This is a genomic window from Paenibacillus sp. J22FR5, from assembly GCF_059691975.1.
In genome coordinates this window covers 519,551-534,499 of sequence record NZ_JCAUAN010000002.1, presented here as the reverse complement: position 1 = coordinate 534,499, position 14,949 = coordinate 519,551, and the positions used below count along the sequence as shown (strand labels likewise).

The 14,949-nt window shown below is 44.2% G+C and carries 16 protein-coding genes; 3 read left to right on the top strand and 13 right to left on the bottom strand.

The window, feature by feature from the left end; all coding sequences use genetic code 11:
* Nucleotides 1–169: 169 nt before the first annotated feature.
* Entirely contained in the window at nt 170–430 is a 261-nt protein-coding gene (locus AC58P7_RS05770) for a hypothetical protein (RefSeq protein WP_497340709.1), read from the bottom strand.
* Between the two features lie 255 nt (nt 431–685).
* Here AC58P7_RS05770 and AC58P7_RS05765 point away from each other — a divergent pair, with 255 nt between their 5' ends.
* A complete protein-coding gene (locus AC58P7_RS05765) occupies nt 686–1,444 on the top strand; it encodes an MBL fold metallo-hydrolase (RefSeq protein WP_497340707.1) in 759 nt (252 codons plus the stop codon).
* Nucleotides 1,445–1,511: 67 nt separating this feature from the next.
* Here AC58P7_RS05765 and AC58P7_RS05760 read toward each other — a convergent pair whose 3' ends face one another.
* The 6 genes from AC58P7_RS05760 to AC58P7_RS05735 form a co-directional block, all read right to left on the bottom strand.
* The gene (locus AC58P7_RS05760; RefSeq protein WP_497340705.1) at nt 1,512–1,820 is read right to left on the bottom strand and encodes a DUF4870 domain-containing protein; all 309 of its coding nucleotides are present in this window, start codon (nt 1,818–1,820) and stop codon (nt 1,512–1,514) included.
* An 87-nt stretch (nt 1,821–1,907) separates the two neighbouring features.
* Entirely contained in the window at nt 1,908–2,897 is a 990-nt protein-coding gene (locus AC58P7_RS05755; protein ID WP_497340703.1) for an NAD-dependent epimerase/dehydratase family protein, read from the bottom strand.
* 36 nt (nt 2,898–2,933) lie between these two features.
* A complete protein-coding gene (locus AC58P7_RS05750) occupies nt 2,934–3,626 on the bottom strand; it encodes a copper homeostasis protein CutC (RefSeq protein WP_497340701.1) in 693 nt (230 codons plus the stop codon).
* Between the two features lie 131 nt (nt 3,627–3,757).
* A complete protein-coding gene (locus tag AC58P7_RS05745; protein WP_497340699.1) occupies nt 3,758–3,916 on the bottom strand; it encodes a hypothetical protein in 159 nt (52 codons plus the stop codon).
* Nucleotides 3,917–4,040: 124 nt separating this feature from the next.
* Nucleotides 4,041–4,697, bottom strand: a complete 657-nt coding sequence (locus AC58P7_RS05740; protein WP_497340697.1) for a deoxynucleoside kinase — start codon at nt 4,695–4,697, stop codon at nt 4,041–4,043.
* 106 nt (nt 4,698–4,803) lie between these two features.
* Entirely contained in the window at nt 4,804–5,877 is a 1,074-nt protein-coding gene (locus tag AC58P7_RS05735; protein ID WP_497340695.1) for a DUF3900 domain-containing protein, read from the bottom strand.
* Nucleotides 5,878–6,053: 176 nt separating this feature from the next.
* Between AC58P7_RS05735 and AC58P7_RS05730 the strand changes: the two genes are divergently transcribed.
* Entirely contained in the window at nt 6,054–6,287 is a 234-nt protein-coding gene (locus AC58P7_RS05730; protein WP_497340694.1) for a hypothetical protein, read from the top strand.
* Nucleotides 6,288–6,351: 64 nt separating this feature from the next.
* Here AC58P7_RS05730 and AC58P7_RS05725 read toward each other — a convergent pair whose 3' ends face one another.
* The gene (locus tag AC58P7_RS05725; protein WP_497340692.1) at nt 6,352–8,535 is read right to left on the bottom strand and encodes a PAS domain S-box protein; all 2,184 of its coding nucleotides are present in this window, start codon (nt 8,533–8,535) and stop codon (nt 6,352–6,354) included.
* A 188-nt stretch (nt 8,536–8,723) separates the two neighbouring features.
* On the opposite strand from AC58P7_RS05725, the gene AC58P7_RS05720 reads away from it, so the two are divergent.
* On the top strand, nt 8,724–9,656 hold the full coding sequence (locus AC58P7_RS05720; protein WP_497340690.1) for a zinc dependent phospholipase C family protein: 933 nt from the start codon (nt 8,724–8,726) through the stop codon (nt 9,654–9,656).
* 92 nt (nt 9,657–9,748) lie between these two features.
* On the opposite strand, the gene AC58P7_RS05715 is transcribed toward AC58P7_RS05720, so the two are convergent.
* The 5 genes from AC58P7_RS05715 to AC58P7_RS05695 all read right to left on the bottom strand — a co-directional run bounded on the left by AC58P7_RS05715 (nt 9,749) and on the right by AC58P7_RS05695 (nt 14,920).
* On the bottom strand, nt 9,749–10,444 hold the full coding sequence (locus AC58P7_RS05715) for a uracil-DNA glycosylase (RefSeq protein ID WP_497340688.1): 696 nt from the start codon (nt 10,442–10,444) through the stop codon (nt 9,749–9,751).
* 20 nt (nt 10,445–10,464) lie between these two features.
* A complete protein-coding gene (locus AC58P7_RS05710; RefSeq protein WP_497340686.1) occupies nt 10,465–12,717 on the bottom strand; it encodes a type IA DNA topoisomerase in 2,253 nt (750 codons plus the stop codon).
* A 319-nt stretch (nt 12,718–13,036) separates the two neighbouring features.
* Complete coding sequence (locus AC58P7_RS05705; RefSeq protein WP_497340684.1) at nt 13,037–13,363, bottom strand: DUF1904 family protein; 327 nt, start codon at nt 13,361–13,363, stop codon at nt 13,037–13,039.
* A 314-nt stretch (nt 13,364–13,677) separates the two neighbouring features.
* Entirely contained in the window at nt 13,678–14,214 is a 537-nt protein-coding gene (locus tag AC58P7_RS05700) for an MOSC domain-containing protein (protein WP_497340682.1), read from the bottom strand.
* 25 nt (nt 14,215–14,239) lie between these two features.
* Nucleotides 14,240–14,920: a PIG-L deacetylase family protein gene (locus AC58P7_RS05695; RefSeq protein ID WP_497340680.1), complete on the bottom strand. Its 681-nt coding sequence runs from the start codon at nt 14,918–14,920 to the stop codon at nt 14,240–14,242.
* Nucleotides 14,921–14,949: the final 29 nt, after the last annotated feature.

The window sequence follows — 14,949 nt, the reverse complement described above, 5'->3', positions numbered from 1 at the left end:
TCATCATCACAAATCCATCTTAACAAATACGTCAACGGTTCGACGTTGGAATGTAAAACAAATGTCACAGAACGTTTGTTGACTCTGCAAGTAAAATATGAATAGCAAAAAGCCTTTCAAGTATTTAGACTTGAAAGGCTTGATATAGTATTCCTTCGAACCTTCGTTCTCATTCGCCTTTGGAAACACTACGAGAATGTACCAAATGGATCGCAGTCCGAATCACATAAATGTGGACACTTCCTACCATGAAACCAATACCCACCATTAATGTTGTATTGCGATCACTGAAACTTTCTAAACTAAACAAACTAAGTACTAAACCTATAGCAAGCAACGTCCACGCAGCAAAGGTCATCAATTTCACTAATGGCATCACATCACGTTCAACGCGTTCAATTGGATTCACAGATACAGCTCTATTTGACATTGTCATCACAACTCCTGACTTAAATGTAAGTGCTTTATAAATAGTATAACACAAAAAGTCGGTTTTGTTCATATTTTATTCACACGATGATCAAGATTTGGACAAATATCTTTAATATTTTATTGATCAAAATTAATCATTGACATTATTTCATAATTGTGATATGATTATATATTTATTTGACACTTCCTCATCAGATGGATATGATAATCCTATTCCTTTTCACACTTATCATTCCAAATCGGAGGTTTTCGCATGCAAATTTCTGAAGGACTTTTTTCCCTTGAAGTGTCAGTACCCATTATGGGTCGCATTAATGTCATTCACCCCAGCCTTTTGGTAGATGATCAAGGCGCGATTCTTATTGATACCGGCTATCCTGGCATACTCCCGCTTATAGAAAAAGCAATGGAAGGCTGTGGCGTCTCTTTATCAACCTTGGACTCCATCATCATCACGCATCAGGATATTGATCATATTGCGAGTTTGCCTACGCTATTGAAGGAATCCACTCATCCGATAGAAGTTCTGGCTTCAGAACTGGAAAAGCCCTATATTCAAGGGGATAAAATGTTAATCAAAGTAACACCAGCATCTATCGAGCGAGCCGTTGCGAATTTACCTGCGGATACAATACCAGAGTGGCGCGATGCGTTTCGCCGAAATCTTGAGAATCCCCCGAAGGCACCCGTTTCAACCATTTTAGAGGATGGACAAGAAATTGACAGATGCGGAGGGATCATTGTTATCCTAACGCCAGGCCATACACCAGGACATATGAGTCTTTATCATAAAAAGAGCAAAACATTAATCGCCGCGGATTCCATGGTTGTTGTTGACGGCGTTCTTCAAGGACCCCTACCTGCCTATTGTTCCGATTATCCGTTGGCTTTGCAGTCGTTGAAAAAATACGCGCAGTTCGACATCGAGCGAGTCCTATGTTATCACGGTGGTCTCGTCACAGATAACGTGAACCAGAGAATCGCTGAATTAGCTCAAGAAGCAGAGGCTTAACATACAAATAAGGGCTGACCTCGGGTAGTTCATCTACCGAAGGTCAGCCCTTGCTTCTATGTACGTTCTACTTTAGGAGTGTGTAGCTGCCGATAATCGGAAGCGGTTTGACTTGACCTTGTGCGGCCGCAACAATGCCCAGCACTGCCAAAATCACCAAGGCTAAGTTAGCAAGCGGCTGAAGGAACCAACCGATGAACGGGATAATGCCGAGCACGACATTCACAATGACCCATGCCAAAAATAAAGTTAGTCCTTGATTGGCATGGTACCAAGCATACTTGGAGTCCTTCGCAGCGATTAACGGGACAAAAAACAAAATGTACGCAAGAATAGCCATTCCCTTGTTACTTTGAATATCCGTGGAATCGTACATGGACAGCACCTCATCTTCTCAGAGTTTACTCTTCCATTATATTCAGAATCCCACAGCTATTCGCTCACGTCTTGGACGAATCACAAATTATTTTTGTCCACTATTGTTGCGCTTCTCCCAATCCCGCAGCAATTGCTCCTCACGTTCTGGTTTTAATCCAGCCAGCCGAACAACCTCAGGGCTTCGACCTTGGTCCCATGTCAGCGTATCTCTCGCTGTTTCAACGAGCGGCCTCGTAGTTAAACCCGATTTGATAGCTTTCGAGTTGTTCAGCTGCAGCATGCCGATCAGACTGTCGCTTGGCAACCAAAGTGGAAGCTCCATCCACCCTCCTACTCCATGTTCGAGCAAGAACTCTTCCGTCACCCATGTAATCGTCGTCTCTTTGTCTTGCGATCTACAAGCTTCCACGACTTCTTCCATTGAATACTCACTTCCACTTGCATGAATAATCCCTGTTATCCTTTGTTCAATTAAGTCCAACGTCCACGCTGCAAGATCACGCACATCTATAAATTGCAGTCTGCGCTCTTTCGGAAGCGGTACTAGCACTTGACCTCCTCGATGTAAGCGTATTGGCCAATACGTGAATCGATCTGAAGCATCATGCGGCCCAACAATGAGCCCTGGACGAATGATGAGTGCACCATTTGAAAAGGCTGATCTCACAACATCCTCACACGCGGCCTTAAGTGCCCCATACCGTTGCCCAGGATCTAATGCCTCTTCCAATCGTAATACAGGAGCGGATTCATCCAAATAAACCTGCTTTAAATTCGCATACGCAGAAATGGAAGAAATAAACGTATAATGCTTCGCATGACAGTTCAATACCTCGGTAGAAGCGGCTACAGATTCGGGCTGATAACCACTTGTATCAATAACCGCATCCCATTCACCGTCCTGCAGTTTGTCCAAGTCGGTATTCCGGTCTCCAATAATATGCCGAACCTGGGGAAATGCTTGTACATCATGCAGGCCACGATGAAATAAAGTTACTTCATGACCTTTAGCTAACGCTGCTTCCGTTAAGGCTCTCCCCAGAAATTTCGTACCGCCAAGAATTAGAATGTTCATGGTTTACCTCCCCTATGATGTTATTGATTTTCGATGTTATCTAATAATCCCATCTAGAATTGCTCTCGCTTTTCTTACCAAATCCTCATTAACGGAGCCATCCACGCTCCAATTCTCTCTTACTCCTGTCCCCAAATGAACACTTCGCACACCCGTAGAACGTACGAATGACTCCAAGCTTTCAAGTGTAAGTCCACCACCAGCCAATATGCTCATTGCTTGCCCTTGTGTAAGCGACTCTAAAATTCGAATTTGTTCAACTGCTTGGAGTGCACTAGCCACCCCTCCTGAGGTAAGAACGGAACGAATTTGATTATAAGACAGGAGAATGTGCAAGGCTTCTTCCTGATGCTTAATCTCGTCAAAAGCACGGTGGAAAGTAACTGGTAACGAAGTTGCAGCTAGGAGTATTTCTAATGTATGACGATCGATCTCACGTTCAGTGGTTAATACGCCGAATACAAGCGCGCTCGCACCAGCTTGCTCTACCTGTTGAATCGAATTGAGCATACGTGCTACATCATCCTTTGACATATGAAACGACCGAGCATGCGGCCGAATCATAACATGTACAGGCATATGTACGGAAGCTGTAATTTGTTTAACAAGTTCGATATCCGGCGTCAAGCCGCCCTGTCGCAAATCAGCAATCAGTTCTATGCGATCTGCACCGCCTTCTTCAGCACGCTGTGCATCTTCCAGCGTAGTTGCGATTACTTCCAAGAGCATGATTCATTCAACCTGCCTTTCTATGCACAATCCTTCTCATTCACTCTATCATACAATAGAAAACACAAATAAACTCCTTTCATCCGTAAGATGAAGGAGTTGTGACTACGGTTATGAGTAGCTGTAAAGTCCTAGATATTCGAAGCTGTCTGCCATTGTTGCTGCACTTCGACGAGCTCCAAATTGGCAAAGGATCGACTAAGCTTCAACATTTTCTCTGTTGCTGCTAATTTCGGCAGTGGTGCACTCAGAGGCTTGCCTTTGTAACATACGATAAACAACAATTTCATCACCTTCTCTTTCCTGGATTACACCGTTGGATTTCGATTTTCTACTATAACATTCGAAAGACCCCCTCAGTTTTAAGGGGGTCTTTCGACATTTCGACAAGTTTCGCCTTAATCGATTATATGACTATACAATCGCCAAATCAGATAACTTTGCACGAACTTCTTCCACTAACTGAGCAGCATCTGCTGCGCGATTTACAACATCGACCCGATCCATATCAACGATTAACACTTCGGAAGCATGATAATGATTCATCACCCAGTCATCGTAACCTGACCAGAGCTGACGATAATAATCGACCAACGATTGATCCTGTTCAAAGCTGCGACCGCGAAGACCGATGCGATGCATGACCGTTTCGAAGGATCCTTTCAAATATACCATCAGATCTGGTGCTTTCTTAGGAAGCTCAGCAAGCTCTGACATCATATTATCCGCCAAGCCTTCATAAACGTCGAATTCTAGCTGTGAAATGCGACCTAGCTCGCGGTTCACTTTGGCAAAATACCAATCCTCATAAATACTTCGATCCAGTACATTTCGATTATGTACTAATGCCTGTTTAATGGCCTTAAATCTTGTATTCAAAAAGTGCAATTGCAACAGAAATGGATACCGTTGCTTCTCAATTTCTTCAGGTGAAGCTGTGTAAAATAACGGCAAAATCGGATTATCATCTACACTCTCATAGAAAACATTTGAATTTAGTTCTTGCCCAAGTAAAGTGGATACAGATGTCTTACCAAGACCGATCATTCCCCCAACCACAATCACTGCCATTGACCCCTTTCTCCTTCTACCCAATCATAATTAACCTACTGTCAATTCAGCAAAGCTTACCTATTATACAAGGAATTCAAACATGTGGGAACCCACTATTTTTTCCTTAACGTTGTTCTTCCTCTTCTCTGGTAATTCGCTCAATAACCGCATGTAAATCATCAGGGCGGAGTAACTCAATAGGAGAGACGCCTTTCTCGAAATGCAAATAATCCCCTTCAATCAGGATGACATAACGCTCACCTTGTCTTGCGATATGCACCTTTCGCCCATAGTCAGCGAGCTGCGCTTTTACACTGATGTGATCCAGCTTAATGCGCATTTCAAGATCTGGCTTTTGCTCCACCAAATAATTTGCAGCTTCCATCACCAGATCTGTTGACCACTTCTCTTGCAGCTCACGCTTTTCGCTCGCCGCCCATATTTCCAAATCCTTTTCTACCTGTTCACGTTCCTCGGGGTTATGCTCGTAATCCCTCTCCAACTGCTGATGAACAAGACCAATAACCTGACTATGCAAAATTTCTGGCATCGATTGCTCATATTCTACATATTTTAGGAAATCCTCAAAATAGCGGGCATGAGAGGCTTGATGTATCTTCAGCTCCGACGGTTCGATCATCCCTTCCTCAGGCATAAAAGGGTATTGAATCGATTTCATGTTTTTTGCATTAATCGCCATCTCGACTTGGTTGAGCAAGCTCTTCTCATCCGTAATTCGGGCAATTTTCGGCTCGAAATCACATTTCAAGATGAAGACGAAGGGATCATCGAAATATTGATTAAGCTTTACATTAGCTACGAGAAACGCCCCGCCGCGAACAGCACTTGTATGTAAATAGGCATTCAGCAGCTCATCCCCTACATTGAGGAAATCCTGTTTGGTTTCTGCAAAGCGTAAAAGCGCGAATAAATTGAAGTTTGGATTACTCTCTAATTCAAACCCTGGCTCTGTAACAAAACGCCCCACTTTAGTAGGTACCTGCTCTGCACGCGGATTTCGTTCTACCTTCCGCTTGGCAATTCGTGCGAATTCACCATCAAGAAATTGCTGAAGGGCACTATCTTCATAATCGGATTCATCGAGCGTTTGATAATGACGGTAATTTTTAGCGGAGGCTGCATCTGCACCTTCTCCTTGAATAACAAAAAACGAGATGAAGCGGACTGCAAATTTCATGCTGTGTCTCCTTGCATTTTGAAATGAGATTACCTCGAAAATAAGACAACCTTGATTGTACTTGGAAAAAAATCGAAACGCCACAAAAAAATTAAATATCCCGTGTGATGATTTCAATTTCCATAGTGTCTTTATTAATAAGTGCCTTACAATCCTATCCATAAGACAGAGGTGTAATGATGATTTACGGAACGAAGCTACTTGATACGGATTCAGAACTATTTACTGCAGCTCTATCGAAAACGCCTGTTTACGTATGGTCACTCGATCAACTAGGCGTTTATTACCAAGTAACTACAGGCATTATCGTCAAATACACGCCAGATCATGTACAAGTTTACAATGAAAATAACGACACTGTTTCGACTTGGTATTCAAGAGAAACAACGGAATTTAGTATCGCTTTTTAAAAATGAGAAAACCGCCGTTCACGGATCAACCGTCGGCGGTTTTCAGCTTAAATTAGTGTTTGACTCATAGAGAATGATTATGCTCATTCGAATAAGTGGGCAAGAACACATCGATTGTCGTCCCATACCCCACTTGACTCTGAATATTCATGGTTCCTTTGTGCGCTTCAACAATTTTGAAACACATCATTAACCCTAAGCCAGTCCCCTTTTCCTTCGTTGTATAGAATGGCTCCCCCAACTGTTTCAACCGTTCCTCCGGAATGCCGCAGCCATTATCCTGTGTCCGAACTCTAATCAGATCATCCCCCTGTAACGAAACGATCATTTTGATCTGCCCATCTTTCGGGATAGCCTCCATCGCATTTTTGATCAAATTAATGAATAATTGCTTCAAATGCATCTCGGAGCATATTATTTCAGGTATCTCTGATTGGAATTCCAACAATAGCTGTACATTACAGAGTACGGCCTGCGTATCTAAAAGCGCGATGACCGACTGCAGAATACCACCTAAATCACTCTTTTTATACGTGATGGCTTCTGGCTTCGCGATAACCAGAAATTCACTCACAATGAAATTAATGCGGTCCAACTCCGATAGCATGATGTCAAAATAATGCTGCTTCCCTTTCAAATCATGCTTGAGAAGCTGTAAAAATCCGCGAAGCGAGGTGAGCGGGTTACGAATTTCATGCGCAAGCCCCGCCGCGAGTTGGCCAGCGACTGAGAGCTTGTCCGACTTACGAAGAAGCTCCTCGGTTTGTTTACGCTCCGTAATATCTCGCGTAATCCCAGCGAATCCGAAAATCTCACCTTTTTCATTCTTGATTGGCGTTTTCGTAATGCTGACGTGAATCAATTGGCCATCTTTGCGGAGGCGGACCGATTCTTTCCCTGAAATTTGCTTCCCTAATCTAAGCTTGTCGTACATCTCCTTGCGTTCATCTTCCAGATAATCCGGATATATCGGTAATGTTTGATCTCTTAGCTCTTCTTGACTCCAGCCAAAAATATGCTCATGAGCGGCATTAACAGAGATCACTCTCGCATTCAAATCAAGTACACAAATCGCATCTGAAGTATTGTTAATCACCGATTCCAGCAGCTCTTTCGTCTCTCTGAGCTCTGTCTCCATCCTTTTGCGTTCCGTGATATCTACACATGAACCAATCACTTCAATTATGCGATCATTCTCTATAATTGGCCGCAAGGAGGTCAGATACGTGATACCGCGGAAGGTTGCCTCGAACATCACATTTTCTTCGCCATTCCATGCTCTGTGGTAATAGGCTTCTATCGAAGTTGCCAATCCAGTAGGCCAAATGTCGTGCAAACCATTCCCCAAAATGTGTGATGGCTTATATCCTAAACGATACAGCAGCTCACCATCACATAGCGTATGGATGAAGTTTCCATTCATTTTTCTGAACTTCAATGTCATCCCTTGTTGCCTTCTCACGGTGTCATGCAGATCTTGCTGTGCAATCCGAAGTGATTCCCGATCCTTATTGAATTGTGTGATATCCTTCGCGATCAGATACACACCGTCCTCATTTTCATTTACAATAATTGGTACATTTTTCACACCAAGATCAATATGATCGCCGTTTTTATGTATAAAACCCAGCATATAATTATCTTGTTGCGAAATGATAGTCCCCGCTAGCACACTCCCTTGATGATCTTGCGTAAATAATTGATCGATAAATTGGCACATTAATTCTTGTTCCGAGTAGCCTAGAATTCGCTCCATGGCGGGATTCACATTCCGAATACACCCCTGCATATCACAGGTAATAATACCTGCGGGATTATGTTGGATTAAAGACTTGTAACGCTGTTCACTCTCTGCAAGCTTCCGCTCCATTTCAGATTGAAGTGAAAGATCCTTCACTTGCACGATAAAAGCATAGGGCTCATTGTCTGAATTTCGAACAACGGACATAAGCCAATCCACGCCTTTCAGCGATGAATCCTTATGTTTTATGTGAATATTTACCTGAAAAGAACGTAACTCGCCGCCAATCAATTTCTCCATGATGTTATCTATATGACGTGCTTGAAAAGCTTCAAATAAGTTTTTGATTTGTGTAGTAACAAGCTCCTGCTCAGAATAGCCAAGTATACTGCTTAAGCTGCTATTGATTCTCAGCCATTGACCCTCGAGCGAAATAAGAGCCATACCTATTGTAGTGAATTCAAAAATCGCATCGAACGTAGGCTCCATTTTCGATTGCATATTCATACGTTATCCCCCATCATACAAGCTTGGATGGTGACCATCACCGTTTGATACATTCGACAATTCCAGTGGTAATCCTGCCTTTCCAGCCCTTCGCAACGAATTAGTTCACGAAATGCGCCCTAGTTTTTCGGCTATATGTTAAAATAGAAAAGTTCATTATTCTTCATCTCATGTAGGAGGAATGCCCCGTGCCAAATATTTGGACTCATTTCATTTTCGGTCAAAAAGTAATGAATGAACTGGGACACACAACAGTCCTGAACGATAAACAGCAACAACACATCTTCTCACTCGGCTGCCAAGGCCCTGATTTTCTCTTTTATCATAACTTTCTACCTTGGAGAAAAGACAAAAAATTAAATGAGCTCGGAAGTCGTATGCACCAGGACGCCTGTGGACCATTTATTATTGATCTTGTTCGTCAGGTACAAGGCAGAGGCTTATATAATCCAGCTGTTCTTTATGTTCTCGGATTTTTGACGCATCATGTGTTAGACCGAAACCTGCATCCTTATGTATTTTATAAATCAGGCTTCAAGAAATGGGATCATCAACGCTTTGAAATCATCATGGATACCATCTATGCAAAGCATGAGCGAGAGATTCAAACGTGGAAAACGCCGGTGTGGAAAGAAATTTATGTAGGCGAAAAACTCCCCCTCGGTATCGTCCCCGCGCTCTCCGCTGCGGCTTCGATTCATTATCCCGAGCTGGCATCTCAGATGCGTGACTCCGATTGGGATGACGCCTATTACGACATGATCCGTGCACAACGGTTATTCCATGATCCTAGTGGACTTAAACGAGTATTGACATTTGGTCAAATAACGCCTTTGGTATTTACGAAGCATCCGACTCCGCTTGATTATTTTAATGAGGCTAAGACCGTCTGGAATTGTCCTACTGACCTCAATGAAACCTACACCTATACAGTGTGGGAGTTATTGGATATTGCAATGAACGATGCGCTCGTTGTACTTCAAGCAGCTATTCAAGTCTTACAACGAGGTACTGAAGCAGATTATGAAGCATTCCGCGTAGTACTCGGAAACCGTTCCTATGAAACTGGGAAGGACTGTGAGCTCAAATTGCCAATTACTCATGTTCAACCCATTTTATGAAAACTTGGGTTCACACCTAAAACTTAATCATACTGTTCGTTTCTAATCCCAGATTTCGGTCTATAGAAATGAAAAAAAAAGCATGAATGTTGTCATTCATGCTTTTTTTCATGCGTATAGTTGGGGATTTGCCAATCGATTTTTGTCATTTCAAGTCGATTTAGCAAAGCGTTCACCTTTGAAAAGGGCTTACTTCCAAAAAAACCGCGATATGCCGAAAGCGGGCTGGGATGTGCCGAAGTCACGATGAAATGTCTAGTTGTGTCGATAAAGGACACTTTAGACTGGGCATAACTTCCCCAAAGTAGAAAAATTACGGGCTTCTCACGCGCACTTAACGCTTGAATAACGCGATCCGTGAACCTTTCCCAGCCCTTTCCCTTGTGCGAATTGGGCAAAGCCTCCCGCACAGTTAAAACCGTATTCAAGAGCAGAACCCCTTGTTCTGCCCATGACTTCAAAAACCCGTTATCAGGCATAGAGCAGCCGATATCTGACTCTAATTCTTTATACATATTCCTCAGTGAGGGCGGAATCGCCATACCTGTCTTCACTGAGAAACTGAGTCCGTGCGCTTGCCCGCTTCCATGATAAGGATCTTGCCCGAGAATAACTACCTTTGTGTCCTCAAATGAAGTCAGCTCCAACGCACGAAACACCTCTTCCTTTGGCGGAAAAATGGTTAGTGTACGAAATTCATCCTGAAGGAACTGCTGTAATGCCTTATAATAAGGCGCTTCAAATTCATCCTGTAACACAGATAACCAACCGTTCGTTAATGGCCTCACCTAACCGTTCCTCCATCCATTCATTCCGTGCCAAGTGCACCCGTAGCGACATCTATCAGCACAATTTTCCCATCCGTTTCCGTCCCATCAGCAAGAACGAGCTTCAGCTTCGACGTTTTCCCTTTTGAAACAAGAGCTTGTACCTGCGTATCGGTTAAGCTTCGTCCAAAGCTTTCTTTCCAGATGACGAAGCTGCAGCCCTCCTTGTAATGCGAGCAGCCATAGCCTTTACGCCCCATAAAGAGTGAGCCTCCGCAGCTAGGTCTCGGACAGGTGGCAATGAACGTGCTTGTCCCGTCACCGGTAGGCTTGGCTGCAAGAGTTTTCTTCTTAGAAGGGGCTTTAGCAGAGCTATCCCCGCGTGATGCCGTTTTCGCTGAGGCAGAGCCGCGTTTACCGCCAGCCTCTGGCGCATTTTCACCCTCGAAATCCGTTTTCGAAGCTCTCGCTTGCTTTCTTACTTTATCCACGATCAGCGTCGCGAACCTTTTAACATTATGCATAAATTGCTCATCAGAGGCCGTGCCACGGGAGATTTCATTCAATCTGCGTTCCCATTGGCCCGTCATTTCAGGTGATGTCAGCAACTCGATTCCCGCTCCACGAATTAATTCAACAACCATTCTACCCTTCTGAGTCAAAATGATTTTCTTCCCTTGCATGTCGATGTAGCCGACCTTCTTCAACCGTTCGATCGTTGCCGCTCGGGTTGCTGGCGTACCTAAACCAGAGTCTTTCATCGCATCACGCAGCTCTTCATCCTCGATCTGTTTACCTGCACTCTCCATCGCTTTCAGCAGGGTGCCCTCGTTGAAATGCTTGGGCGGCTGCGTGTCCTTCTCCTTCACAATCGCATCCGTGCACAGAGCATCCCCTTGTGAGTCAATAGAAAAGGGCTCGTTGACCTCAACCTCTTCCTCTTCATCGTCTTCCTTTTCTTTTCCCTTCGTGACTTTCGCCTTTTCCTTCTTCTGATCCGCATAAATAACTTTCCAGCCTAAAGAAAGCAATTCTTTGACGGTTGTCTTGAACATCTCTTGTTCAACCTCGGTCATGACCGTATGAACTTTGTAGGCCGCAGGCGGGTAAAATTGAGAAAGGAACCGTCTCACGATGAGATCGTACAATTTTTGCTCATCTGGATTTAAGCCTGAAGCCTTTTTATTGGTAGGTAAAATGGCATGGTGATCCTCTACCTTGGTTGGATTACAAATGAATTTGTTATTAATATGAACAAGATTGCGATTAGCACCTTGAACGAGTTCATGATAGGCCGTACCTTGTAAGGCATTTAACGCCTTATGCATGTCCGGAATATTTTGCTCCGTCACATAGTTGGAGTTCGTTCTTGGGTAAGAAATCACCTTATGCTTCTCATATAGGGCTTGTGCCGTATCCAGTGTTTTCTTGGCGGAGAAAGCATATTTCCCGTTCGCCTCTCGTTGCAGCAAGGTCAAATCATACAATTTAAATGGGAATTCTTTCGTTTCCTTCACTTCATAGGATTGAATCCGGGCTGGCTTCCCTTTTACCTTAGCCGCAAGCGCTTCGGCTTTCTCGCCATCTGTAAATCGTTCCCCCTGCCACATGCCTCGATATGCGGTTTCACCTTGCGCAAAGTGACCCTCCAGCTCATAAAATTTGAGCGACGAGAACGCCTCAATCTGCTTCTGACGATCATAAATAAGCGCTAGGACAGGCGTTTGCACGCGGCCTACGGAAAGCAAGACATTATGCTTGGTCGTAAAAGCGCGAGACCCATTCATCCCAATCAACCAATCCGCTTCACTCCGCGAGCGTGCGGCACGAGTCAAATTCTCGTATTCCGCGCCATCTTTTAAGGTTGCGAAGCCATTGCGAATCGTTTCCGACGTTAAATCAGAGATCCATAAACGCTTAACAGGCTGCTGCAGCCCCAAATGGCGTTGAATAAGGGAGAAAATGTGCTGCCCTTCTCGCCCCGCATCGCAAGCATTAACCAGATGGTCACATTTTTTCGCTAACTCGGCAATCACCTTCAGTTGATCGTACGTACGCGGATTAGGAATCAATTTAAACTCCGATGGAATGATCGGCAAATGATTGATATTCCATTTTTTATATTTTTCATCATAGTGATCCGGTTCAGCCAGCTCAATCAAATGTCCGATGGCCCAAGTGATGATATATTGCTCACCTTCCAGGTGAGACCTCATATTTTTGGCTTTTGGTTCTATTGCGGCAGCTATGTTTCGCCCCATATCGGGTTTTTCCGCAATAATTAATGTCTTCAACCGCAAATCGCTCCTAACATGTGATTCCCCTTACATAGTTGGAAATCAGATTCTGTCGATTCAGTGTATCCCACTTTATAAGAGCCTGCAATATCGATCGTGTGAAATATGACTTTTGGTATGAAAAAAAGCGGATTCCCAAACTTTTCCCTGCAGAGTCACAGTTGAACATGCGGCAACCACGTACACGCACTGTGATCCGTGAGAGCGACCTTAACGTCTACATTTCCTGTTCCTGCATCAGAACGGATCACAAACGCAAAAAAACCTCCACAGCCACTGTTGAGTGGAGTTGGAGGTTTTGAGAATACTCAGCTCATTAGACCAGCTTCCCATTCCAATAATAACTATCTTCTTGGTATACCTTGAACGCAATCTCCACTTCAGGTATGCCAAGTGACAAGATATGCTTCGTTAAAACTTGTGCGTAGGCATCACGAACTTCCTGCCCACGATCGAACCAACCTACTTCAATAAATGGATAGCTCTCGCATATCTCCCCTCGAAAAATGGAGACGGTAGGTAGACATTCCAACATAAAATTGTCTGTTCCACAAGAGCAGACCTCCGCTAATTCGGTAATAAGCATTGTACTGATCGATTGAATCTGCGGTACACTCATACCTCTAATTATCATATGGGGCATTGCAGGGAACTCCTTTTTGTACAGCTATGCTCTCATTAACTCTTTTATCGTTTGCAGGGAGACCCCTGTTTGATGGTAAATTTCAATGAGTGTCGCGCGTGGATGGGCTCGGACGAAATCCTTCACTTTATGTGAATCATTCAGAACTAGCTGTGAACAGCTTGTACACCTTGTTTCCCATTTCGTGAGGAATACGCGCCCACATTTATCACAATTGCAAAGTGACATTCTTCCACTCCCCTCGAAACGATGAATGACCTACTCTCAAAGGTCATTCGTTATGTCCATGCGGTTTCTGGGGGTACATTTGAAAATTAATTTTGAATTTCTACTACATCGCCAACCTTGATCTCGCCTGGGCGCTCGACATAGGCGACTATTCCTCGTGCTTGCTGTGCTCTTTGAATAAATAACTTCGTTAGCAGGGGATCGCCATATTGATTTGCAATGATACGACCTGGGCCCGAGCAAGGCTCATTCTCCCCTTCACACACCAACCCACCGCCGCTTGGAAGCAACATCCGGATGCCCATTGGCAGCTTGGTTAACTCTGGCACACCACTCACGACAATATTGGCACCTAACCAGTCTGGTTTGATTTCTGCCACACCAATACGCTCAGCAATTCCCTGTAGCTCTTCCACAGAAACAATACTGAGTTGACGTCGATTCATGATCTCCTGACCACGCTTGTACATAGGCTGTCGTACATCCGCTTTAGCGAAAATACCAAAATGACGATCGCCCTCCATCCCGCCGAAACGCAGGTCCACCCGTTCAAGCTCTCTTGACACGAATGTCGATGGATCATCGGCAATAAGAATTGCTTCAATTCGTGCATGAATGGGCATACGCATCCCCCCCTTTCATCAATGCCTATAACTGTTCTTCGTTTTGCATTGGCCAATACACGCCATCGTTCCACCCCAATACAAACGCTTCCCAGCGTCTCTCTTCTGGAAAATCAACTAAGTTACCAAAGTATCTCCCAATGGTCACACACTGCGTATGATGGGCTTTCAGCGCAGCAGCCTTTACGGTCCACAGAGTCTCCGTATCAACGAGGATCGACGGTTGATGTCCTTGGGCTCGCAAAAGCGGAGATGCCGCATAATACAGCTTCCTTACACTTGGACAAGATCCGCTATGTACCGCTGCTGTAGTTGCTTTAGAAATGGCGATATGGTCACGATGTCCGTTGCCACCATCCTCAGCAAACGAAAACACGTTCTCAACTTCATACCGCTGAATAAACGAGATAACGCCATCAACCAATGTCTGAAAATCAACCTCATCCAGCTGTCCGTCAGGCCATCCTAAGTACTCAACATTTGAAATCCCTAAGATTTCAGCTGCTACATTCATCTCTTCTTCTCGTAATTCAGCTAGTTCTTGCCGATTCTTTGCACGCTCTAACCCTTGTCTACCTGCATCGCCACGCGTGGCTAACAGCAAGACTGGTGCATTCCCTTCGTCAGCAAAACGGCGAATGAGGCACCCGCTTAAGAACGTTTCATCATCTGGATGGGCATAAATAAACCCGTTTCGTGACCCCATTTCTCGTCCTCCCTTCTTTCTTACTTCCT

What these genes read in the sequence shown, in the direction of transcription:
- AC58P7_RS05770 (WP_497340709.1), bottom strand. Translation starts at nt 430, where the DNA reads ATGTCAAATAGAGCTGTATCTGTGAATCCAATTGAACGCGTTGAACGT.
- AC58P7_RS05765 (WP_497340707.1), top strand. Translation starts at nt 686, where the DNA reads ATGCAAATTTCTGAAGGACTTTTTTCCCTTGAAGTGTCAGTACCCATT.
- AC58P7_RS05760 (WP_497340705.1), bottom strand. Translation starts at nt 1,820, where the DNA reads ATGTACGATTCCACGGATATTCAAAGTAACAAGGGAATGGCTATTCTT.
- AC58P7_RS05755 (WP_497340703.1), bottom strand. Translation starts at nt 2,897, where the DNA reads ATGAACATTCTAATTCTTGGCGGTACGAAATTTCTGGGGAGAGCCTTA.
- AC58P7_RS05750 (WP_497340701.1), bottom strand. Translation starts at nt 3,626, where the DNA reads ATGCTCTTGGAAGTAATCGCAACTACGCTGGAAGATGCACAGCGTGCT.
- AC58P7_RS05745 (WP_497340699.1), bottom strand. Translation starts at nt 3,916, where the DNA reads ATGAAATTGTTGTTTATCGTATGTTACAAAGGCAAGCCTCTGAGTGCA.
- AC58P7_RS05740 (WP_497340697.1), bottom strand. Translation starts at nt 4,697, where the DNA reads ATGGCAGTGATTGTGGTTGGGGGAATGATCGGTCTTGGTAAGACATCT.
- AC58P7_RS05735 (WP_497340695.1), bottom strand. Translation starts at nt 5,877, where the DNA reads ATGAAATTTGCAGTCCGCTTCATCTCGTTTTTTGTTATTCAAGGAGAA.
- AC58P7_RS05730 (WP_497340694.1), top strand. Translation starts at nt 6,054, where the DNA reads ATGATGATTTACGGAACGAAGCTACTTGATACGGATTCAGAACTATTT.
- AC58P7_RS05725 (WP_497340692.1), bottom strand. Translation starts at nt 8,535, where the DNA reads ATGAATATGCAATCGAAAATGGAGCCTACGTTCGATGCGATTTTTGAA.
- AC58P7_RS05705 (WP_497340684.1), bottom strand. Translation starts at nt 13,363, where the DNA reads ATGCCCCATATGATAATTAGAGGTATGAGTGTACCGCAGATTCAATCG.
- AC58P7_RS05700 (WP_497340682.1), bottom strand. Translation starts at nt 14,214, where the DNA reads ATGCCCATTCATGCACGAATTGAAGCAATTCTTATTGCCGATGATCCA.
- AC58P7_RS05695 (WP_497340680.1), bottom strand. Translation starts at nt 14,920, where the DNA reads ATGGGGTCACGAAACGGGTTTATTTATGCCCATCCAGATGATGAAACG.